This is a genomic window from Limnobaculum eriocheiris, assembly GCF_021010575.1.
GTDB lineage: Bacteria > Pseudomonadota > Gammaproteobacteria > Enterobacterales > Enterobacteriaceae > Limnobaculum > Limnobaculum eriocheiris.
On record NZ_JAJNAG010000010.1, the window covers coordinates 32,607 to 57,681 of the forward strand.

The following is a 25,075-nucleotide window of genomic DNA, read 5'->3' on the forward strand; positions in this document are numbered from 1 at the left end:
GACTAAAGTGACCGCTATTTAGCGGTCACTCTGGAACACTTTATCTAATTTTCAGTGAGTAAGTCACTCAGGAGTAAAAAATGTTTAGGAAAAATAAAATATCACAAGTCAGTCAATCATCAGCGTGGTTACGTGCATCAGCAGTAGGTTTGATCACTGCTCTATTCGCTTTTAATGTTATGGCCAGAGGTGCGGTAGACAGTGACACGATGATCATTAATTCTATGGATGAATCATCTAATATCCCGGAAGTTTCAACACCGGGACCTGCCGTCATTATGAAGCAGACTGGTTTACAGTATCTACCCGTTGGTAACATTGGTGATTCACTGTCCCAGATCGTTTTCTATAACCCTAAAAGAGCTAACAATGGCGGTGTTGGCGTTGCCAATATCTATGTAGATCGTGAGTTTCAGGGCGCGATAAGAAGCGGTCAATTTAGCGTATTTTGTCTGGTACCCGGAAAAAACATTATTGAGGTCTATCAAAATGATGCGCCCAACTATACGGGCAAAGCAGCACCTAAAACTATGGCCAGTTTAAAGGGGGGGAAAACCTATTTTGTTGAAACTAATCCCGATCAAAATACAGGTACTCCGGTATCAGTAAACCGCGTCGCCGCCGAAAGCCAACTGTTTGGCTATAAGAGTAGCGCGACTATTAACCGGGCTTCAGCAGTCAAACCCTGTGAGTATGTTGGCGGTATGTCACAGTTAGGTAATGTACTGTTCAGCTTTGCCGGTAATAAAGTATCGGATATAGAATCCGGTGGCATAAATATCGTTAAAAATATGGCAAAACATATTAATAGTCTGCCTCAAATTCAACGAGTGAATATTGTGGGTCATGCTGACCCAATTGGTACACCGGAATTTAACCAGAAACTGTCAGAACAACGGGCAGAAACCGTGAAGAAATTACTGATATCCTACGGTGTACCAGGGTCAGTACTGTTTACCAGCGGTGAGGGAGCTAATAACCCAACGGTAAATTGTGACAGTCTGGAGAGCAAAGAGCGCAACTACTGTAACCGGGCAAACCGTCGGGTAGATGCTTTGATTAAAACCAATGATAGTGCGGAATAAAATCCGTTAACCCACCGAATAAGAAACCGGCCTGAAAATCAGGCCGGTTTTATTTTCATCAGATTAATGATCGACAAAAATAATCTTAATCAAAAACAGTAAAGCAACAATCAGTACGCAAGGGCTGATTTCTCTCCAACGACCAACACCCGCTTTCATTACGCAATAAGAGATAAAGCCTAAAGCAATCCCTTCGGTAATGGAGAACGTAAACGGCATCATGACCGCGGTAATAAACGCCGGCGTTGCTTCCGTTAAATCGTTCCACTTCACGCGAGACAGGCTGGAGGTCATCAGAACCCCCACATAAATCAACGCTCCGGCAACCGCATAAGGCTGAACCATTTTAGCCAGCGGCGACAGGAAAATAACCAGCAGGAACAACAGACCAACCACCACTGCCGTCAGCCCGGTTCTCCCGCCAACCGAAACGCCGGAAGAGCTTTCAATATAGGTAGAGATAGAAGACGTTCCCAGATAAGCACCAGCGGTAGAAGTAATACTGTCGACCATAAGTGCCTGCTTCATGCGCGGAAACTTACCGTTTTCATCCGCCAGTCCAGCCTTATCGGTTACCGCAATTAAAGTACCAGAAGAGTCAAACAGGTTAATCAGCATAAAGGAGAATATTATTCCGGCTAAACCGACATCCAGTGCTCCTTTTACATCTACCTGGCCAACAATACTGGCAATGCTCGGCGGTGCAGAGAATATGCCCTGATAGGTTACATCCCCCACCAGCAGGCCAATTCCCGTAGTAACCACAATAGAGATCAGTACTGCTGCATGAATATTTTTTGCCGCCAGTACTGCAATAATAAAGAAGCCTAAAATACCTAACGCAACATTTAGAGAGGTCAGATTACCAACCGCCACCAGCGTATCCGGATTCGGAACAATAATACCGGCGTTTTTTAGCCCCATCATACCGATAAACAGACCAATACCGCTGGTAATACCAACCCGCAGACTGACCGGAATACTGGAGATCATCCAGTAGCGAATTCGAAACAGCGTCAACAACAGAAAACCAAATGAACCCCAGAAAATAGCCCCCATAGCAACTTGCCATGAATGCCCCATCGCCCCGACAACCACGAAAGCAAAAAAGGCGTTTAACCCCATGGCCGGCGCCAGCGCAACAGGAAGGTTAGCTAAAACCCCCATAAAGATGCTGCCAAATGCAGCAACCAGACAAGTGGTAACAAAAACCGCTTCGGTATCCATTCCTGCTACCCCTAAAATTTGAGGGTTAACAAAAACGATATAAACCATAGTTAAAAAGGTGGTAAAGCCAGCTACAATCTCAGTTCTTATGGTTGTACCATGTTGATTTAACTGAAATATGCGCTCTAGTAATCCTTGCCCATTAGCAGGTCCAGAAACTGGTTTGTTCATTTTGATATCCGGGAAAAAGATGAAGTAATAGAAAACTAAGCCGCTACATATACCAAAATACGCAATCGATTACATGATTTATTTATGTTTTTATCATTAAGTTCTGACCCTGGCGGGTCATTTTGCACTACAAACAATATGATAAGTATCAAAAAATTCAAAATAAACAAAGATCTATCATTTTTTAAAACAGTGTTTTAATATGTAAGATGCCACGTGGCATGAAACATATTGGTCACTTGTAAAGGAATAAATTATGCAACCGGTTGAATGCGTGCTGTTTGATAGTGATGGCACCTTAGTAGACAGCGAGATTTTATGTTGTGAATCTTTTTCTAACGTTTTTAAGAGCTATGGCATTCCGCTTTCTACAGAAGAGTGCATAAAACAGTTTAAGGGTACCAATCTTTATAAAGTGTTTGCTCAAGTCAGGGAGACTTATGGTCTCGAGCAGCCTGACGAAAAACTGGAGAAAGAGTACCGGCAGGATATGGCGCGGTTGTTCGAACTGAGCCTGAAGCCTATTGAAGGGATCCGTCCTTTGTTGGAAGGCATTACGGTGCCTATGGCCGTTGTTTCTAATGGTCCGGTCAGTAAAATGCAACACTCTCTGGGGTTAACCAAACTGATCGATTTCTTTGGCGACCATCTGTATAGCGCTTTTGATATTCAGCGTTGGAAACCCGATCCGGCACTGTTGGCATTTGCCTGTGACGGTCTCGATATCCCATTGGAAAAATGCATTTTAGTTGAGGACTCGATCGCAGGTGCCCATGCGGGTATTGCTGCCGGTATTCCGGTATTTTACTACTGTGCCGATCCACACAACCAGCCAATCAATCACCCTCTGGTCACCACGTTCTATAATATGAATGAACTACCAGAATTATGGAAAGGAAGAGGCTGGAATATTTATCAGCCGTAAAATTGATTTACCGCCCTGTTTTAGCTGAATTCCAGTTTTAAAAGGGCGGTATTAGTAGCATTCTGAGGTTGTATATTAAACACTTACCCTAATGTCACCCTAGCAGGTCAAACATGCCAACAGAAGATCCCGACACGATAGAACTTTCTTCGCCAGTTAACTGGCAGAGAAACTTGATGGTGGTCTGGATTGGATGTTTTCTCACCGGCGCAGCCTTTAGTCTGGTGATGCCTTTCTTACCCTTATATATAGAACAACTCGGCATAACTGGCCACCGTGAACTGAATTTATGGTCAGGTCTGGTTTTTAGTATCACTTTTTTATTTTCTGCTCTGGCTTCACCTTTTTGGGGTGGATTAGCAGATCGTCGTGGCCGAAAACTGATGCTGCTTCGTTCAGCGCTGGGTATGGCAATTATTATGGTACTAATGGGGCTTGCTCAAAATATCTGGCAGTTCCTTGGTCTGCGCGCAATGTTAGGGGTATTAGGAGGGTTTGTACCCAATGCCAATGCGCTAATTGCTACTCAGGTACCCCGTAATCGCAGCGGATGGGCACTGGGAACCTTATCAACCGGTTCCGTTAGTGGCGCACTGTTAGGACCACTGATTGGTGGTTTTCTGGCTGACCGTTATGGCCTGAGGCCGGTATTCTTTATTACCGCCAGCGTACTATTTATCTGTTTCCTGCTTACCTGGTATGCGGTTAAAGAGCAGTTCACCCGCGTTCATAAAAAAGACATGTTAAGTGGACGACAAGTTTTTGCCTCTCTGAATAAACCCAGGCTGGTATTAGGGCTGTTTGTTACCACCCTGATTATTCAGGTCGCTACCGGCTCTATTGCACCAATTCTGACCCTGTATGTGCGTGAAATTTCTAATAATATCGAGAATCTTGCCTTTATTAGCGGATTTATTGCTTCCGTTCCAGGATTTGCCGCCCTGTTGAGTGCACCACGATTGGGGAAATTGGGCGATCGCATAGGCCCGGAGCGCATTTTGATAGCTATGCTGATTTTCTCCATTCTGGTACTGATACCCATGGCGTTTATGCAAAACCCATGGCAGCTGGCAGCATTGCGTTTTCTACTGGGGATAGCTGATGGTGCGCTGTTACCTGCGGTACAAACTTTGCTAATTTATAACTGTAACAATCAGGTAGCCGGACGTATATTTAGCTATAACCAATCATTTCGTGATATCGGCAACGTCAGTGGCCCACTTTTGGGTTCCAGCGTGGCAGCAACCCTCGGATTTCGTGCAGTATTTATCGTTACTGCTATAGTGGTATTGTTTAATGCCGTTTACTCTTACTGGTTTCTGGCAAGAAAAGTACATAAGCCGCCATCGGAAGAGTAATTTGTATCCTAAAGGGTATCTCATTCGATAAAACGATTATCTGAGATTCATTGTTTATCCCAAAGACCAAAAAGTTTATCCACAAATCGTTCAGGTAGATAACGCCCATCTTATTTAACTGGATTAAACACGTTATCGATTGTGTGTGATCATAATATGGTGAAGAGTTTGTTATTTTATCGACCTTTATGGGATAAAATGAGATGTTCATCTCTGAATAACAAAAAATAATTATTAAAAATCAAATAGTTTATATTGATAACCGCGAAAGGATACTTAACATAATGCAATTTAATGTTCAGCAGCAGGCTGCCCATCGAAATCTGTCTTACCTGGTTGCAGAGAAGATAGCGCACCGCATTTTGTCTGGCGAATTTGCAGCAGAAAGCATACTGCCGGGTGAAAATGAACTCTGTGAAATTTATAGCGTTAGCAGAACCGCTATCAGAGAAGCCGTAAAAATGCTTACCGCTAAAGGAATGTTACTTGCCCGACCGCGGATTGGTACGCGGGTTATGCCAAAGTATTACTGGAATTTTCTCGATAAAGATCTGCTTTCATGGTGGATTAGTAAAGATAACTTTTTTGAAGTCACTCAGCACTTTGTGGTATTACGCCGGGCGTTAGAGCCTCAGGCAGCCGCTTTGGCTGCAATCTACGCCAGCAATGAACAACGTTATCAACTCTCTCTTTTAATGGCTGAAATGCGTTCATTACATAAAAATTTTGATGCCGAAAAATGGATTCAGGTAGATACGGAATTCCATAAGCTTATCTACAATGCCAGCTGTAATCCGCTTTTAACATCATTCTCCAGCCTGTTTAGTTCGGTCTATCAAACCTATTTCAGGTCGGTTACCAATAATGAAGTTATCAAGCTGGAACACCATCAATCTATTGTTGATGCTATTCTAAAAAAAGATAGTGCTGAAGCACTTAAGGCCACGCAGGAATTATTAGAAAAAGATATTAAGATCTACAATATTGAATTAACCGCAGGATAATGAATGACTCAATCAGCACGTAGTGTAGCGGGCCTACCCTGGATTGCCGCTACTGCGTTCTTTATGCAAGCTCTGGACGCCACCATATTAAATACGGCAATTCCAGCTATTGCTAAAAGTCTTAATCATTCCCCTTTGGCAATGCAGTCAGCCATTATCAGTTATACGCTTACGGTTGCCATGTTGATTCCTATTAGCGGTTGGTTGGCCGATCGTTTTGGCACCCGCAAAGTTTTTATGATTTCTGTCTTATTGTTTGTGCTTGGTTCGCTGTTTTGTGCACTATCACATTCACTCTCAATATTAGTTATTTCCCGAATTATTCAGGGTGTGGGCGGGGCTATGATGATGCCCGTTGCCCGCCTTGCGCTGTTAAGAGCCTATCCACGCAGTGAACTGTTACCCGTATTAAATTTTGTTACTATCCCCGGACTCATTGGCCCTATTGTTGGCCCATTGCTGGGGGGATGGTTAGTTACATACGCTACCTGGCATTGGATATTTCTGATAAATATCCCTATCGGGTTAATTGGGATGTTCTACGCCCGTAAATATATGCCTGACTTTACCGTTCCCGGCCGCAAATTCGATATTTTGGGTTTTCTGCTGTTTGGCTTAAGCCTGGTTATGTTACTTAGCGGATTATCACTGTTTAGCGAACGTATTGTTTCAACGCAATTAGCCATACTTATCTTTATTTCAGGAATAATTTTACTTTTCCTGTATGTGTGGCATGCACTTAGATATCGCCATCCATTGTTTCATTTATCGCTGTTTAAAATTCGAACTTTCTCCGTCGGTATTTTGGGCAGTATCGTTTCGCGTTTAGGAACCGGAAGCGTTCCTTTCCTGATGCCGCTAATGTTACAAATCGGATTTGGTTATTCAGCGTTGATAGCGGGCTGTATGATGGCACCAACGGCCATTGGTTCGCTGCTGGCTAAATCGATAGTCACTAAGGTGCTGAATAAGTTTGGCTATCGTAATACTCTGATTGGCGTGACTCTGCTAATTGGCGCCATGATCTCTCAATTTTCATTACAGGATCCGGCAGAACCGCTATGGATGCTGATTATCCCACTGTTTTTAATAGGGATGGTGATGTCTATACAGTTCACCGCCATGAATACCATCACGCTGGGCGACTTAACTGATAAAACCGCCAGTTCCGGCAATAGCCTGATGGCAGTAACCCAGCAGCTCTCCATTAGCTTTGGTGTCGCCATCAGTGCAACGGTACTTCACGCTTACGAAACCTTCTCTAACGGAAACACCATCGACCACTTCCACTACACTTTCATCACCATGGGCGTTATCACCTTCTTATCCTCGCTGGTATTCATCATGCTAAAACCTGGCGATGGAGATAATTTGATAACGGGTAGAAGAACTAAATAAGTTATGTGTTAACAAAGTTAATCGTCGGGAGAGACCGCTGTTGGGATCGACTTGGCGTAAGCCAACGACAAACAGGCAAAGCCTGTTTGAACAGCGCTCGCGCTGGCCCGCAGGGTGTTTCATAACCGCCCCTAAGCGGGCTAGGCCCGACACACTCCGGGCTTAAGTACTGACGGTCTTCCGGCCAAGCACTATGCCAATATACGCAATAGTGCTTTTACGGTCGGAATATTCATAGCATCTAACTTAAAACAATAAAAAACTATATATCTATCTGCGTCCCCAACTCAATCACCCTGTTCGGCGGTATCTTAAACTGATCCGGTGCCCGCAAAGCATTACGATTAAGCGCCAGGAACAGCTGCCCTCTGATTTTTAAATACCACGGACGTTTACCTAACTTCACGGATTCATGGGAAAGGAAAAATGAAGTTTCCTCCATGCTAAATGACAAGCCTTCCAACCCACACAGATAAAAGATGTTTTCAACATTTGGCGTTTCTTTATAACCATAACTGGATACTACACGCCAGAACGATGGTGAAAGCTGCTCAATCGTCACCCGCTGAACGTTATGTACATAAGGGGTATCAACAGTTTTTATCGTCATCAGAATGACTCTCTCATGCAGCACTTTGTTATGGGTTAAATTATGCAGCAAAGAGAATGGGATCACGTTGGTTGTGCGTATCATAAAGACCGCAGTCCCCTTCACCCGCGTAGGAGGGTTCTTTTCCAGTGAAGCAATCAACGCTTCCAGAGAATTACCATGCTCATGTATACGACGTAACAACCGGAACCGCTCGCTTTTCCAGGAGGTCATCACAATAAACATACATAACCCTAGCAGTAACGGTAACCAACCCTCTGAGAACACCTTAACGGCGTTAGCTGAAAACAGCGGCACATCAACACACAGCAAAACCGCCAGAATAGTGGCAGTAGCAATACGCGGCCAGTGCCAGTTTTGATTCGCCACCGTACAGGAGAGAATTGAAGTTATTACCATGGTTCCCGTTACGGCAATACCGTAAGCAGCCGCAAGGTTACTGGAGTGTTTGAAAGTAACAATCACCAGTACTACAGCGATATACAACAGCCAGTTAATCACCGGAATATAGATTTGCCCTGCCTCCATATCAGAGGTGTGCAAAATCTTCATCGGTGGTAAATAGCCTAAATGCACCGCCTGCCGCGTCAGCGAGAAAACACCGGAAATAACAGCCTGAGAAGCGATAACCGTCGCCAGTGCAGCCAAAATCAGCAGAGGAATAAGCGCCCAATCCGGAGCCAGTAAGAAGAACGGGTTCTTTATTGCTTCAGGATTTCTTAACAATAATGCGCCCTGACCAAAGTAGTTTAGAACCAGACAAGGCAACACTATGGTGAACCAGGCATAACGAATAGGCATTTTACCAAAGTGGCCCATATCCGCATACAACGCTTCTACGCCGGTAATCGCCAGAACCACGGCGCCAAGAGCAAAAAACGATAACGCTTTATATTCCAGAAAAAAACCAATCGCCCAGGAAGGATTCAGTGCATACAGCACTTCCGGGCTGGCTATAACGCTACGTACGCCCAATAAACCAATAACTAAAAACCAAAGTAGCATAACGGGAGCAAATACTTTACTGATACCGCTGGTTCCATGCTTTTGAATACAAAAAAGAATGGTTAAAACCACCACCGCACAGGGGACAATATAGGCTTCAAGAGAAGGCGCCAGAATCTCTAACCCTTCCAACGCTGACATCACGGAAACTGCCGGGGTAATCACCACTTCGCCATAAAAGAAGCTGCCACCAATTAGCCCAATAATCACCACAAATGCAGTTTTCTTATCGCTGGCATACCTACCCGCCAGAGACATTAACGTCAAAATCCCGCCTTCCCCTGCATTATCCGCTCGCATAACGAAGCTTAAATACTTAAGGGATACCACCAAAATAAGCATCCAGAAGATTAAAGACAGGAAACCAAAAATGACATCCGGTTCAACGCTAAATCCATAATAGCCTGAGAAACATTCCCTTAAGGTATAAAGAGGACTGGTACCTATATCACCATAAACCACACCAATGGTGGCTAACATGGCTGCTGGCAACGAGCGTTTATTATCTGTACTCATAAGTGCTTCTTATATCCGCGTTTGCATACGGTGGTTGGAGAACCAAAGGCATAGTGAAAATATCTGCTTTATATAAAACAGATACAATAATATATTCAATAGTAACGTTTAACTTTCCCTGATAGCTCTATTTTAGTTGGAAAGTAAAAGTATTACTAATCATAGATCTGCTATAATTTTCTTATTATTTATTATTCAGTCATCCTCATCATGCTTAAATCTAAATACCTGTCAGAACGAATAACCCGTTTAAGCAGCATTCTTGAAACCGATCTCTATGAACGCCAGCACGTCATCAGACTTTGTTTATTAGCCGCACTCTGTGGAGAAAGCGTTTTTCTGCTGGGGCCACCGGGCATAGCTAAAAGCATGATCGCTCGCCGGTTAAAATACTCATTTAAACAGGCTAATGCTTTCGAATATCTAATGACCCGCTTTTCAACACCGGAAGAAGTTTTTGGGCCATTATCTATTCAGGCATTAAAAGAAGATGGTCGATATATTCGATTAACTAAAAACTATCTACCTGAAGCTGAAATAGTTTTTTTAGATGAAATATGGAAAGCAGGGCCCGCTATTCTTAATACCCTGCTGACGGCAATAAATGAAAGACATTTTCGCAATGGTGACGCTGAAGTAGCTATGCCATTACGATTATTAGTTACCGCTTCTAACGAACTTCCCGAAGAAGATAACAGCCTTGAAGCGCTATATGACCGGATGTTAATCCGTTTATCTCTGAATAACATTCAGGATAAAGCTAACTTTTTATCAATGATTAATCATCAAAGCAGTGAAAAGCTTAATTCTGCTATTGAATCATTAAGTATCAGTGATGAAGAATATGTTGAATGGCAACAACAAATTAATCAGGTAAAACTGCCGGATGATGTATTTGAGCTAATTTATTCACTGCGCCAAAATCTTAACGCTTTGAATAATGGTCCTTATATTTCTGACAGACGTTGGAAAAAAGCCATTCGACTATTACAAGCCAGCGCATTTTTTAGCGACAGAGAATCCATAAGCCCTGTCGATCTTATCTTATTAAAAGATTGTCTGTGGCACGATATTAATTCTTTATCACTGGTAGAACATCAAATTGAATTATTAATAAGTGAAAAAGCATTTCAACAGCAAAGTATTACATTACAAATTCAACAAGTTAATTCTGACTGGCTAAAATACAAACAACAACAATCTAACCAGTTATCTTTGAAATTAGAGCGTAAAACTAATCTGTTTAACCGTAAACAAACCTATGCTTTACCTGCAAATATTACCGAAGCCAGAATAACACTATTATTGCAAACACCACTAAAACTTCACGGTATTGAAGTAACGCATATTGTTATTGAAAAACAGCAAATTGAATTATGGTTAACTAAAGGCGAGTCGCCAAAAGGTAAACTTAATGGGATTGGTTTTTCACAATCTTTAGATATGGCCGTTGATGATAATTCGCAACTCATTATCCGGGATTTAAGCCTGTCTCCTTCTGTCTTATCTCTGTCAGATAAGAATTTTCATCTACAACCAACAGAAGAGTTGGTCCAACGTCTGGAAAATGCGCAATCCAGGCTCAATCAACAACGCAAATATTTTACTGATGCTCAACCCTGCCTGTTTATTAATAAACAGTGGCTGGAGAAAATCGAAGCCAGTTTGTTTGCGGTACATGAAGAAATCAGCAAGCAAAAGCAGCGTTTTGCCGGGGCTGAACAGTAATTATGAGCCTGCAAACTATCGAATTATTACTTTCCATCAGTGAAGGTGAAATAATCGAAGAATTACTTATAGGTTTGCTGACAGCACCCCAGTTGGTTATCTTTTTTGAAAAATATCCAAAAATCAGAAACGCTTTTAATAAAGAGATCGCTGGCTGGAAGATAAAACTTCAGGATAAGTTACAACAATCTGAAGTACCTGCGGCGATTTCTGCAGAGTTCACTCTCTATAAACAGAGCATTTCTTCAGATAATTCGCTGTTTTTTGAACAGTTAGACAATGTTGTTAAGCAACTTGAAGAGCTTCACTCCCCTTTCTTTGAACGGGCTAAAAAACTCTCCATTACCGCAGAATATCGCAATGAAAGCTTTCGCAGCCTCTTTTTGCATCAGTGGAGAAAAAGCCTTTCAGCTCAGGTTACCACATTACATAAATCACTGATTGAAGGGGACTGGGAGCAGTTAATATCTCAGCTTCAGGATCGACTGGCTATTAACAGTGCACTGGAACCCTTTTTGGTAGAAAACGATCGAAGTTCTGGCCACCTGTGGGATATGAGTCGTGGTGAAAAATACCGTTCCGACTGCAATACATTAATTGAATACGGTAAATTTCTGACACAGCAACCTGAATTACAAAAACTGGCTGAACAGCTGGGGAGAAGCTATCAGCCAACTTCTGTCGATCGCAAAGACACTCAATATGAAAAGTATCGGGTCATGGTCAGAGAGCCAGCGACCTTACCTGAAAGCGTTAATGGTATCTTCCAGAGTAACGACATCGTCAGAATGTTACCCACAGAGATGGTGCTGCTGAATATTGATGAACTGGAATTAGAATTTTACCGGCGCTTTTTAGAACAGCAGCTTCTGACCTATCAGCTAAAAGGCGATGTCTGGCGTGAGCAGGTGAAAGTTAGAGCAATTTCAAAAACCGTAAATGAGCAGCTCCCCAGAGGGCCGTTTATCGTTTGTGTCGATACCTCAGGATCCATGAGCGGTTTTAATGAACACTGCGCCAAAGCGTTTTGTTTAGCCTTATTACGTATAGCTATGGCTGACAATCGGCGCTGTTATATCTTACTTTTATCCACCGAAGTAGTGCATTACGAACTGACATCATCAACGGGTATCAGTGAAGCTATTCGCTTTCTTAGTCAGAGCTTCAGAGGGGGTACCGATCTGGCAGCTTGTCTGTCAGAAACGGTAGAAAAACTGAATCAACAGGACTGGATCGATGCCGATGTGGTGATCGTTTCCGACTTTATTGCCCAGCGTTTACCAGAAAATTTAATCAGTCAGATAAAGAATAAACAAAAAAAACATAACCACCGTTTTCACGCGGTGGCTATGTCTAAACATGGTAAACCAAACATTATGAAAATCTTCGATCATGTCTGGCGGTTTGATACCGGGCTTGGCCAGCGGTTACATCGCCGCTGGCATGCTGGCTAATTACAGCATGCAATCTACGCTTTCACGCAGTTCCTGGCTCCATACGCCACACTGCACCTGACCAATGTGTTTTTGTTGCAGTAATAACATCACTAAACGAGACTGACCGATACCACCACCAATGGTTTGTGGCATTTCACCACGCAGTAACGCCTGATGCCATTCCAGCGATAAGCGATCTTCATTATTGGTTAAAGCTAATTGACGCTTCAGCGTTTCCGTATCAACACGGATACCCATAGACGATAATTCAAATGCGTCTTCCAGTATTGGGTTCCATACCAGAATATCACCATTCAGGCCTTCACCATCGGCACCCGGCGTTGTCCAGTCATCGTAATCCGGCGCACGTATATCGTGTGATTCACCATGAGATAACTTACCGCCAATACCAATCAGGAAAACCGCGCCCAAATCTTTAGCAATAGCGCGTTCACGGCCTTTAGCATCCAGATCGGGATAGCGTTTTAACAAGGATTCACTGTGAACAAACTGAATCTCTGCCGGCAGGAAAGGTTTAAAACCAAACTCCTGAGCCACTGCTGCTTCTGTCGCTTTCATTGCTGCATAAATATCGCGAACGGTTTGTTTCAGATAATCAGAATTACGCTCAGAGTCAGACATTACGCGCTCCCAGTCCCATTGATCCACATATACCGAGTGAATAGGACTCAGACGATCTTCATCAGGACGCAGGGCTTTCATATTGGTGTAAATACCTTCACCCGGAACAAAACCAAAACGGCCCAGCGTTTGGCGCTTCCATTTGGCTAATGAGTGAACCACTTCAAAGATGGCACCAGGAAGGGCTTTAACTTTTACCTGAACCGCTTTTTCGCAGCCGGACAGGTTGTCCTGAGTACCATCACCAATACGGCTTAAAATAGGTGCCTGAATCTCAACCAAACCAAGCTTTTGTTCCAGCTGGCGAGAAAAGAAAGATTTAACAAACGTAATTTGCTGCTGTTTTTGAATAAAGGGCTGTTTCATTGTGATTATCTCAATACTGTGATGTCGTTGATGAGCATTAAGCAACAGAATCACACCTAAATTCAATATTCATTAATAAATATAGCTATATCAGTTTCAATTATTCATTTTTAAAGCTAATTTAATAAAAATCCATCAAAAAAGAGAGCTAAAAATGACCGATAATTACCAGATCGATAATTTAGACCGCAGCATACTGAACGAATTAATGAAAAATGCCCGGGTTCCTTATGCTGAACTGGCAAAAATCTTCAATGTCAGCCCGGGAACTATCCACGTAAGGGTAGAAAAGATGAAGCAGTCAGGGATCATTTTAGGTACTCAGGTTGAAATCAGTCCAAAGCAGCTGGGCTACGACGTTTGCTGCTTTATTGGTATTATTTTAAAAAGTGCTAAAGATTACCCATCAGCCCTGGCCAAACTTGAAAACCTGGAAGAAGTGGTCGAAGCCTATTACACCACCGGCCACTACAGCATCTTTATTAAAGTCATGACTAAATCTATTGATGGGTTACAACAGGTACTTATCAACAAGATCCAAACCATTGATGAAATCCAATCTACAGAGACACTGATCTCCCTTCAAAACCCTATTATGAGGACCATCAGGCCATAAACATCATTTTATTATACCCACATTATCCACAGGTAGATCCCAGCTGTTTCACAGCGTACAATACGCACAAAACTGAATAATTAAGGATGGGTATGCCTGATATAACGCTGATTAGCGGCAGTACTTTAGGTAGTGCTGAATATGTTGCTGAACACCTGGAAGAGAAACTCGCTGAAGCGGGTTTTACTACAGAAGTTTTGCATGGTGCTGAACTGGATGAATTAACTCCTGAAGGTATCTGGTTGATAGTGACATCAACCCATGGAGCAGGCGAATTACCTGATAACCTACAACCTCTATTTGAACAAATAGAACAGCAGAAGCCAGATCTTACTCAAGTCAGATTTGGTGCTATTGGTTTAGGCAGTAAAGAATATGACACTTTCTGCTGTGGTATTAAAACGGCAGATCGTATTTTGCAGGATCGTGGCGCAAAACGCATAGGCGATCGACTGGAAATTGACGTCACTGAACATGAGATTCCTGAGGATCCCGCAGGAATTTGGATCGAAAGCTGGATTAATTTAATCAAAAACGATTAATTAATGCGCAGTCAGTTGTGCATAAGTATAGTTAAAAGCAGCTATTAACCTGTAGTTATCCAAATAATAACTTAACTACTCGGTAGTGTATGTGGATAACTACCACTATTATGCTCAGCTTATACGGTTCAGGATCACCGATCGTCCACAGTAAAAGGATCTATTTAATAAATTGATCCCAAAGATGAAATATTGCTTATCCACAGCAGTGAAGGATCCTAATAGTAGATCCAATAAGAAGATCTCTAAATAAAAAGATCTTTCTTTAATTAGCCAAGATCCAAACCAGTTGGACTAAGCTTTAAACTCAAGTAGAATCGCTGACTCAAGATCATTTTATTCGATCGTCCGAACATCCCGAGGTGTAATACCATGTTTTATCCAGATTCCTTTGACGTCATCGTTGTTGGTGGTGGTCATGCCGGAACTGAAGCCGCTATGGCTGCTGCCCGTATGGGGCAACAAACACTTTTATTAACCCATAACATCGATACGCTGGGTCAGATGTCCTGTAATCCAGCCATTGGTGGTATTGGTAAAGGTCATCTGGTTAAAGAAGTGGATGCTTTAGGCGGATTAATGGCTCATGCTATTGATAAAGCAGGAATTCAGTTCAGAATATTAAATGCCAGTAAAGGCCCGGCGGTAAGAGCAACCAGAGCTCAGGCAGATCGTGCTTTGTACAAACAGGCAGTAAGATCCGCACTGGAAAACCAACCCAATTTGATGATCTTCCAACAGCCTGCAGAAGATCTCATCGTTGAAAACGATAAAGTCACCAGTGTAGTGACCAAAATGGGCTTAAAGTTCAGAGCCAAAGCCGTTGTGCTGACAGTAGGAACTTTCCTGGATGGCAAAATTCATATTGGACTTGAGAATTACAGCGGTGGCAGAGCAGGGGATCCGCCTTCTATTGGCTTATCTCAACGGCTGCGCGAACTTCCTTTGCGGGTAAGTCGTTTAAAAACCGGTACACCTCCAAGAATTGATGCCAGAACGATCAATTTTGATATTCTTCAACAGCAACACGGCGATACCCCACTACCGGTATTCTCATTTATGGGAAATGCCAGTGAGCATCCAACGCAGATCCCGTGTTACATCACCTACACCAATGAACAAACACATGATGTGATCCGCAATAATTTGGATCGTAGTCCGATGTATACCGGGATCATCGAAGGGATCGGACCGCGCTACTGCCCATCGATTGAAGATAAGGTGATGCGTTTTGCCGACCGTAATGCCCATCAGATCTTTCTGGAACCAGAAGGTTTAACCAGCAATGAAGTCTATCCTAACGGGATCTCAACCAGCTTGCCTTTTGATGTGCAGATGAAGATCGTTAGATCCATGGTAGGCATGGAAAACGCAAGGATCGTTCGTCCTGGTTATGCCATTGAATATGATTTCTTCGATCCACGGGATCTTAAACCAACGCTGGAAAGTAAATTTATTCAGGGTCTGTTCTTTGCTGGTCAGATTAACGGCACAACCGGTTATGAAGAAGCCGCTGCTCAAGGGCTACTTGCCGGCCTTAATGCGGGTCGTTTCTCGGCGGAGAAGGAAGGATGGTCACCACGTCGCGATCAGGCTTACATTGGCGTTCTGGTTGACGATTTATGCACTCTCGGTACCAAAGAGCCTTACCGCATGTTTACCTCAAGGGCGGAATATCGCCTGATGTTGCGTGAAGACAATGCGGATTTACGTTTAACTGAAATCGGACGGGAAATGGGTCTGGTTGACGACCAACGCTGGGAGCACTTCGTTACCAAGCAAGAGAGCATTGAACAGGAACGCCAGCGTTTAAGAAGCATTCTGGTCCATCCAAACATGGATCGGGTTGAAGAAATTAACACCTTACTGAAATCGCCATTGTCCAAAGAAGCTACCGGTGAAGAATTGCTAAAACGCCCTGAAGTTGATTATGCAACTTTATCTACCCTGTCGCTGTTTGCGCCGGGATTATCTGACGAGCAGGCCGCTGAACAGGTAGAAATTCAGGTTAAATACGAAGGCTATATTGCCCGTCAGCAGGGTGAAATAGAAAAACACCTGCGTAATGAAAATGCGATCCTACCGCCAGATCTGGACTATCGCCAGGTTCCCGGGTTGTCTAACGAAGTGAGCATCAAGCTTAACGAACATAAACCGAGTTCTATTGGTCAGGCATCACGTATTTCTGGTATTACACCGGCTGCTATCTCCATTTTACTGATTTGGCTGAAAAAACAGGGCATGCTGCGTCGTAGCGCTTAAGGATAAGTTTTGCAAAATCAATTTGATAAGCTGCTTAAAGCAGCCAGAATAGAACTGAGTCAGCTTCAGAAAGAGCAGCTTCTGGGCTATGTAGCCTTATTGCACAAATGGAATAAGGCTTACAACCTCACTTCAGTCAGGGATCCTCAACAGATGTTGATCCGCCACATCATGGATAGCATCGTGGTTAATCCTCATCTTCAGGGAAATCTTTTTATCGATGTGGGAACCGGACCGGGTTTACCCGGTATTCCACTGGCCATTGTTCGTCCTGATGCTCAATTTACGCTACTGGATAGTTTAGGTAAGCGTATTCGCTTTATTCGTCAGGTCATGCATGAGCTGAATATTACTAACGTCACGCCTGTTCAGAGCCGCGTGGAAGAGTACTCCATACCTCAAGGATTTGATGGGGTTATCAGCCGGGCTTTTGCTTCGCTTCAGGACATGCTGGAGTGGTGTCACCACTTACCATCGAAACAGCAAGGTAAGTTTTATGCACTAAAAGGAATTATCTCTGAAGAAGAGTTGTCACTGGTACCGGCAGGCTTTCATGTGCAAGAAATTGTTACTCTAGATGTGCCTGAGCTGGATGGTGAACGTCATCTGGTTATCATTAGTGGTTAAATGTTAATCACTCAGATTAGGTATTTATACTTTTAATGAGTAAAACGTGCTCTTATAGATTTATTTTAAAAGATAAAATTATTTTACATAACTGGTCTGATATTAGTTTTTAATCTGTATCTATTTAACCTGTCGTTTACAAATTTTTATCTATAGTCTCAACGCGTTTCCATTGTGTTTTTCAGCTAAAAACCAAAAAGATAAGATTTAGCCATTATGACCATTAAATTTTTGTTGAATCCTTTCAGGTCTTTGATTTTATATAAAATCAATAATAATTAGTAAGATATGTAATATTTAATCAAGTTAAGAAACTAAAATTATTTGTGTGATTAACTTCACAAAAGGATAATTAATCAAAACATATTTAACATTATTAGTAATAATAGGCCGCGCTTTCGTTAAAAATGCCAAAAAGTGAACATTTGGGAATTTAATCATCTGTTCACTTTTTTGTTACTTAAATATAGAATCAACCGCGTTTGTTCGTATAATTCACGGTTTTTTTCCGGCTTGACTCTGGTCGATAAAGGCAGTTTTATACACTACTCGGTTTCTACTTTTTAAGTAGGAAGAAAGCTAACGCTCAAAGAGAGTATATGCCATGTCTGTAGCGCTTTATGATTCGGTCACAGCCCGCAGACTTTTGTTAGCACAATTCGCCATTGTTATTATACTTAGCGTGGTTTTTTGTCTTAACAGCCAAAAATGGGCTATTTCTGCTTTTTTGGGTGGTTTGTCCGGATGTTTGCCTAACGCGGTGTTTTTATTGTTAACATGGCGGCATCAGGATAACGATCGGGTTCAGGGTAAACTGGCCTGGTCATTTTTTATCGGTGAGATTGTAAAAATTATTTTGACCATTGCGCTGCTGGTTATCGCGTTGGTTGTGTTTAAGGCGGAGTTTTTGCCTCTTTGCGTAACTTATTTGGCTGTGTTGATAGTACAAGTAGTGGCGCCGGCTATAATAAATATTTTTCGTAATTAATTGATAATAAAGAGTGAGAGGCATCATGTCTGCATCAGGGGAAATCTCTACTCCACAGGATTATATCGGCCACCATTTGAACAACCTTCAAATGGATCTGCGTACTATGGAGCTTGTTAAGCACGGTGATACACCGGGCTTTTGGGCGATTAACATCGACTCGATGTTCTTTTCCATTGTTCTTGGTTTACTGTTTCTGTTTATTTTTCGCCGTGTTGCGGTTAAGGCCAGCAGCGGTGTTCCGGGTAAACTTCAGTGTGCAGTTGAGCTGATTATTGATTTTGTTAATGGTACGGTCAAAGACATGTACCACGGCAATAGTAAGCTGATTGCTCCACTGGCGCTTACCGTATTCGTCTGGGTTTTCCTGATGAATACCATGGATTTATTGCCAATCGATTTACTTCCTTATCTTGGAGAACACGTTCTTGGTTTACCTGCTTTACGCGTGGTACCAACTGCGGACGTGAGCGTTACTCTCTCAATGGCGCTGGGCGTATTCATTCTGATTCTGTTTTACAGCATTAAGATGAAAGGCGTGTCAGGTTTCGTTAAAGAACTCACCATGCAGCCGTTCAATCACTGGGCGTTTATTCCAGTTAACCTAATTTTGGAAGGCGTTAGCTTGCTGTCCAAACCTGTTTCCCTCGGTCTGCGACTGTTCGGAAACATGTATGCGGGTGAGTTAATTTTCATCCTAATTGCTGGTCTGCTTCCTTGGTGGTCACAGTGGTTACTTAATGTCCCATGGGCAATATTCCACATACTGATCATTACGTTACAGGCCTTTATCTTTATGGTTCTGACGATTGTCTATCTGTCGATGGCTTCTGAAGAACATTAATATTAACAACCCTGCTAAGTTTTAACTGAAATAAACTGGAGACTGTCATGGAAAACCTAAACATGGATCTGCTGTACATGGCTGCTGCTGTAATGATGGGCCTTGCAGCGATCGGTGCTGCTATCGGTATCGGCATTTTGGGTGGTAAATTCCTGGAAGGTGCTGCTCGCCAACCAGATCTTATCCCATTATTACGTACACAGTTCTTCATCGTTATGGGTCTGGTTGACGCCATTCCGATGATTGCTGTTGGTCTGGGCCTGTATGTTATGTTCGCCGTCGCCGGTTAACATTGCACATTGAAACCACACCAAACTGTTAAATTAACAAGAGGCATTGTGCTGTGAATATTAATGCAACAATCCTCGGCCAGGCGATAGCGTTTGTCCTGTTTGTCTGGTTCTGTATGAGGTTCGTATGGCCGCCGATTATCTCTGCCATCGAAAAACGTCAAAAAGAGATTGCTGACGGTTTAGCTTCTGCAGAACGAGCTAAAAAAGATCTGGATTTAGCGCAAGCCAATGTGACCGACCAGTTAGCTCAAGCTAAAGCTGATGCTCAGGTAATTATCGAGCAGGCAAATAAGCGTAAAGCTCAAATAGTCGACGAAGCTAAAGTTGAAGCTGAACAAGAACGCTCGCGTATTCTTGCTCAGGCTCAGGCTGAAATAGACGCAGAACGCAAAAGAGCGCGTGAAGAATTGCGTAAGCAAGTGGCTATGCTGGCGATTGCTGGTGCTGAGAAAATTATCGAACGTTCCGTGGATGAAGCTGCTAATAGCGACATCGTTGATAAACTGGTCGCTGAACTGTAAGGAGGGAGGGGCAGATGTCTGAATTTATTACTGTAGCTCGCCCCTACGCCAAAGCAGCTTTTGACTTTGCCGTTGAGCAGAATGACCTGGATAACTGGCAACAAATGCTGACGTTTGCTGCTGAAGTTAGCCGTAATGAGCAAGTTGCTGATCTGCTGTCCGGGGCGATGGCGCCGGAACATTTAGCCAGCACGTTTATTACCATTTGTGGTGAACAGCTCAACGAAAGTGGTCAAAACCTGATAAAGGTCATGGCCGAAAATGGACGTTTAATCGTGCTTCCTGACGTGTTAGAACAGTTTATTCAATTGCGTTCAGAGCAGGAGTCAACCATTGAAGTGGATGTTACTACCGCTGCTCCATTGAATGATGCCCAGTTGGCAAAAATTGCCACCGCGATGGAAAAACGTTTGTCACGCAAAGTTAAGCTAAATTGCAAAATTGATAAGTCTGTTATAGCCGGTTTTGTCATCCGTGCGGGTGACATGGTGATAGACGACAGTGTACGTGGTCGTCTTGAACGTTTAACAGACGTCTTGCAGTCTTAAGGGGACTGGAGCATGCAACTGAATTCCACAGAAATCAGCGAACTGATCAAGCAACGCATTGCTCAGTTCAATGTTGTGAGTGAAGCTCACAACGAAGGTACTATTGTTTCCGTTAGTGACGGAATTATCCGTATTCACGGTTTAGCCGATGTTATGCAGGGCGAGATGATCGCACTGCCAGGTAGCCGCTATGCGATTGCACTTAACCTTGAACGTGACTCCGTTGGTGCGGTAGTTATGGGTCCATACACTGACCTTGCCGAAGGCATGAAAGTTAAGTGTACTGGCCGTATTCTTGAGGTTCCGGTCGGTCGTGGTCTGCTTGGTCGTGTTGTTAACACCCTGGGTGCGCCAATCGACGGTAAAGGTCCGGTTGAGCACGATGGTTTCTCCGCTGTTGAAGCTATCGCACCGGGCGTTATCGAGCGTCAATCGGTAGACCAGCCGGTTCAGACCGGTTATAAGTCTGTTGACTCCATGATTCCAATCGGCCGTGGTCAGCGTGAGCTGATTATCGGTGACCGTCAGACAGGTAAAACTGCACTGGCGATCGATGCCATCATCAACCAGCGTGATTCTGGTATTAAATGTATTTATGTGGCTATCGGCCAGAAAGCTTCAACTATCGCCAACGTTGTGCGTAAGTTAGAAGAGCATAATGCATTAGCCAACACCATTGTTGTGGTTGCTTCAGCATCCGAATCTGCCGCACTGCAATATCTGGCTCCTTATGCCGGATGTGCAATGGGTGAATATTTCCGCGATCGCGGTGAAGATGCACTGATTATTTATGATGACCTGTCTAAGCAGGCTGTTGCATATCGTCAGATCTCTCTGCTGCTGCGCCGTCCACCGGGTCGTGAAGCATTCCCTGGTGACGTATTCTATCTCCACTCCCGTTTACTGGAGCGTGCTGCTCGCGTTAACGAAGAGTACGTTGAAGCCTTTACCAAAGGCGAAGTGAAAGGTAAAACAGGTTCATTAACCGCGTTACCGATCATCGAAACTCAGGCGGGTGACGTTTCTGCGTTCGTTCCGACCAACGTAATCTCCATTACCGACGGCCAGATCTTCCTGGAATCTAACCTGTTTAACGCGGGTATTCGCCCGGCGGTTAACCCGGGTATTTCCGTATCGCGGGTTGGTGGTGCAGCACAGACTAAAATCATGAAAAAACTGTCCGGTGGTATTCGTACCGCTCTGGCACAGTATCGTGAGCTGGCGGCATTCTCCCAGTTCGCTTCTGATTTGGACGATGCAACACGTAAACAGCTGAGCCACGGTCAGAAAGTTACCGAATTACTGAAACAGAAACAGTATGATCCTATGTCAGTTGCCGACCAGTCTCTGGTTCTTTTCGCAGCTGAACGCGGTTATCTGGAAGATGTTGCGTTAGATAAGGTTGGTAGCTTTGAAACGGCTTTATTAGCCTATGCCGAGCGTGACCACGCTGAGCTTTTACAGAAAATCAACCAAACCGGTGGTTACAACGATGAGATCGAGGCAGGCTTTAAGGCCATTCTCGATACCTTCAAGGCAACCCAGTCTTGGTAATACCAAACGGCCTTCAGGGGCCGTAAGGTAGTGAGGAGAAGCTTAAATGGCCGGCGCAAAAGAAATACGTAGTAAGATCGGCAGCGTACAAAATACGCAAAAGATCACCAAAGCGATGGAGATGGTTGCCGCGTCTAAAATGCGTAAATCGCAAGAACGCATGGCGGCAAGCCGTCCTTATGCTGAGATGATGCGCAAAGTGATTGGTCACCTTGCGTTAGGTAATCTTGAGTATAAGCACCCTTATCTGGATGAACGTGACGTTAAGCGCGTTGGTTATCTGGTAGTGTCTACCGACCGTGGCCTGTGTGGCGGATTGAACATTAACCTGTTCAAGAAGCTGCTGGCTGAAATGAAAGAGTGGAACGATAAAGGCGTTAACGTTGATTTAGCGTTAATCGGCTCTAAAGGTGCCTCTTTCTTCTCATCGGTGGGTGGCAATATTGTGGCTCAGGTTACCGGTATGGGTGATAGCCCATCGGTATCTGAACTGATAGGCCCGGTAAAAGTTATGTTACAGGCCTATGATGAAGGTCGTTTAGACAGACTCTATGTTGCTAACAACAAGTTTGTAAACACCATGTCACAATCGCCAGAAATCAGACAGCTGTTACCGCTGCCGCCGTCAGATGACGAAGAGATTAAAAACAAGTCCTGGGATTATCTATACGAGCCCGATCCGAAGTCGCTGCTGGATACCTTGCTGCGTCGTTATGTCGAATCGCAGGTTTATCAAAGTGTAGTTGAGAACCTGGCAAGCGAGCAGGCCGCCCGAATGGTAGCGATGAAAGCCGCAACCGATAACGGTGGCGAGCTGATTAAAGAGCTTCAGTTAGTTTATAACAAAGCGCGTCAGACCAGCATCACTCAGGAACTTACCGAGATTGTCTCGGGAGCTTCGGCGGTCTAGGGCTTGGTTTAGGAATTACGTAGAGGATTCAAGATGGCTACTGGAAAGATTATCCAGGTTATCGGCGCCGTAGTGGACGTCGAGTTCCCTCAAGACGCCGTACCTAAAGTGTACGACGCGCTTGAAGTTCAGATCGATGCCAAACTGGTGCTGGAAGTTCAACAACAGCTCGGTGGTGGTGTAGTTCGTTGTATCGCAATGGGTACATCCGATGGCCTGAGCCGCGGTCTGAAAGTATTAGATTTAGAGCACCCTATCGAAGTACCAGTTGGTACTGCGACGCTGGGACGTATCATGAACGTACTTGGTCAGCCAATCGATATGAAAGGTGACATTGGTGAAGAAGAGCGTTGGGCTATTCACCGTGAAGCACCAAGCTACGAAGATCTGTCTGGCGCAACTGAACTGCTGGAAACGGGTATCAAGGTTATCGACCTGATTTGTCCGTTTGCTAAAGGTGGTAAAGTTGGTCTGTTCGGTGGTGCGGGTGTAGGTAAAACCGTAAACATGATGGAGCTGATTCGTAACATTGCGACTGAGCACTCAGGTTACTCTGTATTTGCGGGTGTAGGTGAACGTACTCGTGAAGGTAACGACTTCTATCATGAAATGACCGAATCAAACGTACTGGATAAAGTATCACTGGTTTATGGCCAAATGAATGAGCCGCCAGGAAACCGCCTGCGCGTTGCATTAACCGGCTTAACCATGGCGGAGAAATTCCGTGATGAAGGCCGTGACGTTCTGTTATTTATCGATAACATCTATCGTTATACCCTGGCCGGTACGGAAGTATCCGCACTGTTAGGTCGTATGCCATCAGCGGTAGGCTATCAGCCAACGCTGGCTGAAGAGATGGGTGTATTGCAGGAACGTATTACATCAACTAAAACCGGTTCAATCACCTCGGTACAGGCAGTATATGTACCTGCGGATGACTTGACTGACCCATCACCGGCAACCACCTTCGCCCACCTGGACGCAACGGTCGTATTAAGTCGTCAAATCGCTTCTCTGGGTATTTACCCTGCGGTTGACCCACTTGATTCAACCAGCCGCCAGCTGGATCCATTAGTGGTTGGTCAGGAGCACTATGATTGTGCGCGTGGCGTTCAGTCAATTCTGCAACGTTATCAGGAATTGAAAGACATCATTGCGATTCTGGGTATGGACGAGCTGTCAGAAAGTGACAAGCTGGTGGTATCTCGTGCTCGTAAGATTCAACGCTTCCTGTCTCAGCCATTCTTCGTTGCAGAAGTATTTACCGGTTCTTCTGGTAAGTACGTATCGCTGAAAGACACTATCCGTGGCTTTAACGGTATTATGAACGGTGAGTACGATCATCTGCCTGAGCAGGCGTTCTACATGGTTGGCTCCATTGACGAAGCTGTGGAAAAAGCCAAGAAACTGTAAGCTGCAATAGGAGGGCTACATGGCTGTATCAACTTTCCATCTGGACGTAGTGAGCGCGGAAAATAATCTGTTTTCCGGCGAAGTACAAAGAATCCAGGTGACGGGTAGCGAAGGTGAACTGGGGATTTATCCTCAGCATACGCCGCTGCTCACTGCCATCAAGCCGGGCCTGATTCGTATCGTTAAGCTAAACGGTGATGAAGAGTTTATCTACCTTTCTGGTGGTATTCTTGAGGTTCAACCGACCATCGTTACCGTTTTATCTGATACGGCTATCCGCGGACAGGATCTTGATGAAGCTCGGGCAATGGAATCCAAGCGTAAAGCGGAAGAACACATCCGTAATTCGCATGGTGACATCGATTATGCACAGGCATCAGCAGAGCTGAGTAAAGCCATTGCAAAACTGCGCGTTATCGAATTGACCAAGAAAATGATGTAATCAGCACCCAGTATTTTGATTGCTATGTGCGTTATAAAAAGCCA

At 44.0% G+C, this 25,075-nt stretch carries 23 protein-coding genes; 20 read left to right on the forward strand and 3 right to left on the reverse strand.

The features are described from left to right. Positions 1-80: 80 nt before the first annotated feature. A complete protein-coding gene (locus LPW36_RS06660) occupies positions 81-1,085 on the forward strand; it encodes an OmpA family protein (RefSeq protein ID WP_230608728.1) in 1,005 nt (334 codons plus the stop codon). Between the two features lie 63 nt (positions 1,086-1,148). On the opposite strand, the gene LPW36_RS06665 is transcribed toward LPW36_RS06660, so the two are convergent. Beyond that, entirely contained in the window at positions 1,149-2,483 is a 1,335-nt protein-coding gene (locus LPW36_RS06665; RefSeq protein WP_230608729.1) for an NCS2 family permease, read from the reverse strand. Between the two features lie 256 nt (positions 2,484-2,739). Between LPW36_RS06665 and yieH the strand changes: the two genes are divergently transcribed. From yieH to mdtD, 4 genes are all read left to right on the forward strand, one after another. Continuing rightward, on the forward strand, positions 2,740-3,408 hold the full coding sequence (gene yieH / locus LPW36_RS06670; protein WP_230608730.1) for a 6-phosphogluconate phosphatase: 669 nt from the start codon (positions 2,740-2,742) through the stop codon (positions 3,406-3,408). A gap of 113 nt (positions 3,409-3,521) precedes the next feature. Continuing rightward, positions 3,522-4,766 (forward strand): multidrug efflux MFS transporter MdtG, encoded by a 1,245-nt coding sequence (gene mdtG / locus LPW36_RS06675; RefSeq protein WP_230608731.1) that lies wholly within the window; start codon positions 3,522-3,524, stop codon positions 4,764-4,766. A 284-nt stretch (positions 4,767-5,050) separates the two neighbouring features. After that, positions 5,051-5,770 (forward strand): FadR/GntR family transcriptional regulator, encoded by a 720-nt coding sequence (locus tag LPW36_RS06680; protein ID WP_230608732.1) that lies wholly within the window; start codon positions 5,051-5,053, stop codon positions 5,768-5,770. A 3-nt stretch (positions 5,771-5,773) separates the two neighbouring features. Continuing rightward, a complete protein-coding gene (mdtD, locus tag LPW36_RS06685) occupies positions 5,774-7,168 on the forward strand; it encodes a multidrug transporter subunit MdtD (RefSeq protein ID WP_230608733.1) in 1,395 nt (464 codons plus the stop codon). Between the two features lie 262 nt (positions 7,169-7,430). Here the strand turns inward: mdtD and kup are convergent, their stop codons facing one another. Beyond that, positions 7,431-9,299: a low affinity potassium transporter Kup gene (gene kup, locus LPW36_RS06690; RefSeq protein ID WP_230608734.1), complete on the reverse strand. Its 1,869-nt coding sequence runs from the start codon at positions 9,297-9,299 to the stop codon at positions 7,431-7,433. A gap of 210 nt (positions 9,300-9,509) precedes the next feature. Between kup and ravA the strand changes: the two genes are divergently transcribed. Together ravA and viaA are read left to right on the forward strand one after the other, a co-directional pair. Then, positions 9,510-11,027 (forward strand): ATPase RavA, encoded by a 1,518-nt coding sequence (gene ravA / locus LPW36_RS06695; RefSeq protein ID WP_230608735.1) that lies wholly within the window; start codon positions 9,510-9,512, stop codon positions 11,025-11,027. Further along, a complete protein-coding gene (gene viaA / locus LPW36_RS06700; protein WP_230608776.1) occupies positions 11,027-12,481 on the forward strand; it encodes an ATPase RavA stimulator ViaA in 1,455 nt (484 codons plus the stop codon). The genes ravA and viaA overlap by 1 nt, the downstream gene beginning before the upstream one ends. Here viaA and asnA read toward each other — a convergent pair whose 3' ends face one another. Further along, positions 12,482-13,471 carry an aspartate--ammonia ligase gene (gene asnA, locus LPW36_RS06705; RefSeq protein WP_230608736.1) on the reverse strand — a complete coding sequence of 330 codons (990 nt, stop codon included), beginning with the start codon at positions 13,469-13,471 and terminating at the stop codon, positions 12,482-12,484. Between the two features lie 154 nt (positions 13,472-13,625). On the opposite strand from asnA, the gene asnC reads away from it, so the two are divergent. From asnC to LPW36_RS06770, 13 genes are all read left to right on the forward strand, one after another. Then, positions 13,626-14,087 carry a transcriptional regulator AsnC gene (gene asnC / locus LPW36_RS06710; protein WP_230608737.1) on the forward strand — a complete coding sequence of 154 codons (462 nt, stop codon included), beginning with the start codon at positions 13,626-13,628 and terminating at the stop codon, positions 14,085-14,087. A gap of 92 nt (positions 14,088-14,179) precedes the next feature. Further along, positions 14,180-14,629, forward strand: a complete 450-nt coding sequence (gene mioC / locus LPW36_RS06715) for an FMN-binding protein MioC (RefSeq protein ID WP_230608738.1) — start codon at positions 14,180-14,182, stop codon at positions 14,627-14,629. A 372-nt stretch (positions 14,630-15,001) separates the two neighbouring features. Continuing rightward, the gene (gene mnmG / locus LPW36_RS06720) at positions 15,002-16,891 is read left to right on the forward strand and encodes a tRNA uridine-5-carboxymethylaminomethyl(34) synthesis enzyme MnmG (RefSeq protein ID WP_230608739.1); all 1,890 of its coding nucleotides are present in this window, start codon (positions 15,002-15,004) and stop codon (positions 16,889-16,891) included. Between the two features lie 9 nt (positions 16,892-16,900). Further along, positions 16,901-17,518, forward strand: coding sequence for a 16S rRNA (guanine(527)-N(7))-methyltransferase RsmG (gene rsmG / locus LPW36_RS06725; RefSeq protein WP_230608740.1), 618 nt, complete (start codon positions 16,901-16,903; stop codon positions 17,516-17,518). 604 nt (positions 17,519-18,122) lie between these two features. Beyond that, on the forward strand, positions 18,123-18,506 hold the full coding sequence (gene atpI / locus LPW36_RS06730; protein ID WP_230608741.1) for a F0F1 ATP synthase subunit I: 384 nt from the start codon (positions 18,123-18,125) through the stop codon (positions 18,504-18,506). A gap of 25 nt (positions 18,507-18,531) precedes the next feature. Further along, entirely contained in the window at positions 18,532-19,350 is an 819-nt protein-coding gene (atpB, locus tag LPW36_RS06735; protein WP_230608742.1) for a F0F1 ATP synthase subunit A, read from the forward strand. Positions 19,351-19,397: 47 nt separating this feature from the next. Beyond that, complete coding sequence (atpE, locus tag LPW36_RS06740) at positions 19,398-19,640, forward strand: F0F1 ATP synthase subunit C (protein ID WP_108900914.1); 243 nt, start codon at positions 19,398-19,400, stop codon at positions 19,638-19,640. Between the two features lie 53 nt (positions 19,641-19,693). Then, positions 19,694-20,164, forward strand: coding sequence for a F0F1 ATP synthase subunit B (gene atpF / locus LPW36_RS06745; RefSeq protein ID WP_108900913.1), 471 nt, complete (start codon positions 19,694-19,696; stop codon positions 20,162-20,164). A 14-nt stretch (positions 20,165-20,178) separates the two neighbouring features. Continuing rightward, positions 20,179-20,712, forward strand: a complete 534-nt coding sequence (gene atpH / locus LPW36_RS06750; RefSeq protein WP_230608743.1) for a F0F1 ATP synthase subunit delta — start codon at positions 20,179-20,181, stop codon at positions 20,710-20,712. Positions 20,713-20,724: 12 nt separating this feature from the next. Beyond that, complete coding sequence (atpA, locus tag LPW36_RS06755; protein WP_230608744.1) at positions 20,725-22,266, forward strand: F0F1 ATP synthase subunit alpha; 1,542 nt, start codon at positions 20,725-20,727, stop codon at positions 22,264-22,266. Between the two features lie 46 nt (positions 22,267-22,312). Beyond that, positions 22,313-23,176, forward strand: coding sequence for a F0F1 ATP synthase subunit gamma (gene atpG / locus LPW36_RS06760; protein WP_230608745.1), 864 nt, complete (start codon positions 22,313-22,315; stop codon positions 23,174-23,176). 33 nt (positions 23,177-23,209) lie between these two features. Further along, positions 23,210-24,589 (forward strand): F0F1 ATP synthase subunit beta, encoded by a 1,380-nt coding sequence (atpD, locus tag LPW36_RS06765; protein ID WP_108900909.1) that lies wholly within the window; start codon positions 23,210-23,212, stop codon positions 24,587-24,589. A 19-nt stretch (positions 24,590-24,608) separates the two neighbouring features. Next, the gene (locus LPW36_RS06770; RefSeq protein WP_230608746.1) at positions 24,609-25,031 is read left to right on the forward strand and encodes a F0F1 ATP synthase subunit epsilon; all 423 of its coding nucleotides are present in this window, start codon (positions 24,609-24,611) and stop codon (positions 25,029-25,031) included. The last annotated feature ends 44 nt before the right edge of the window (positions 25,032-25,075 follow it).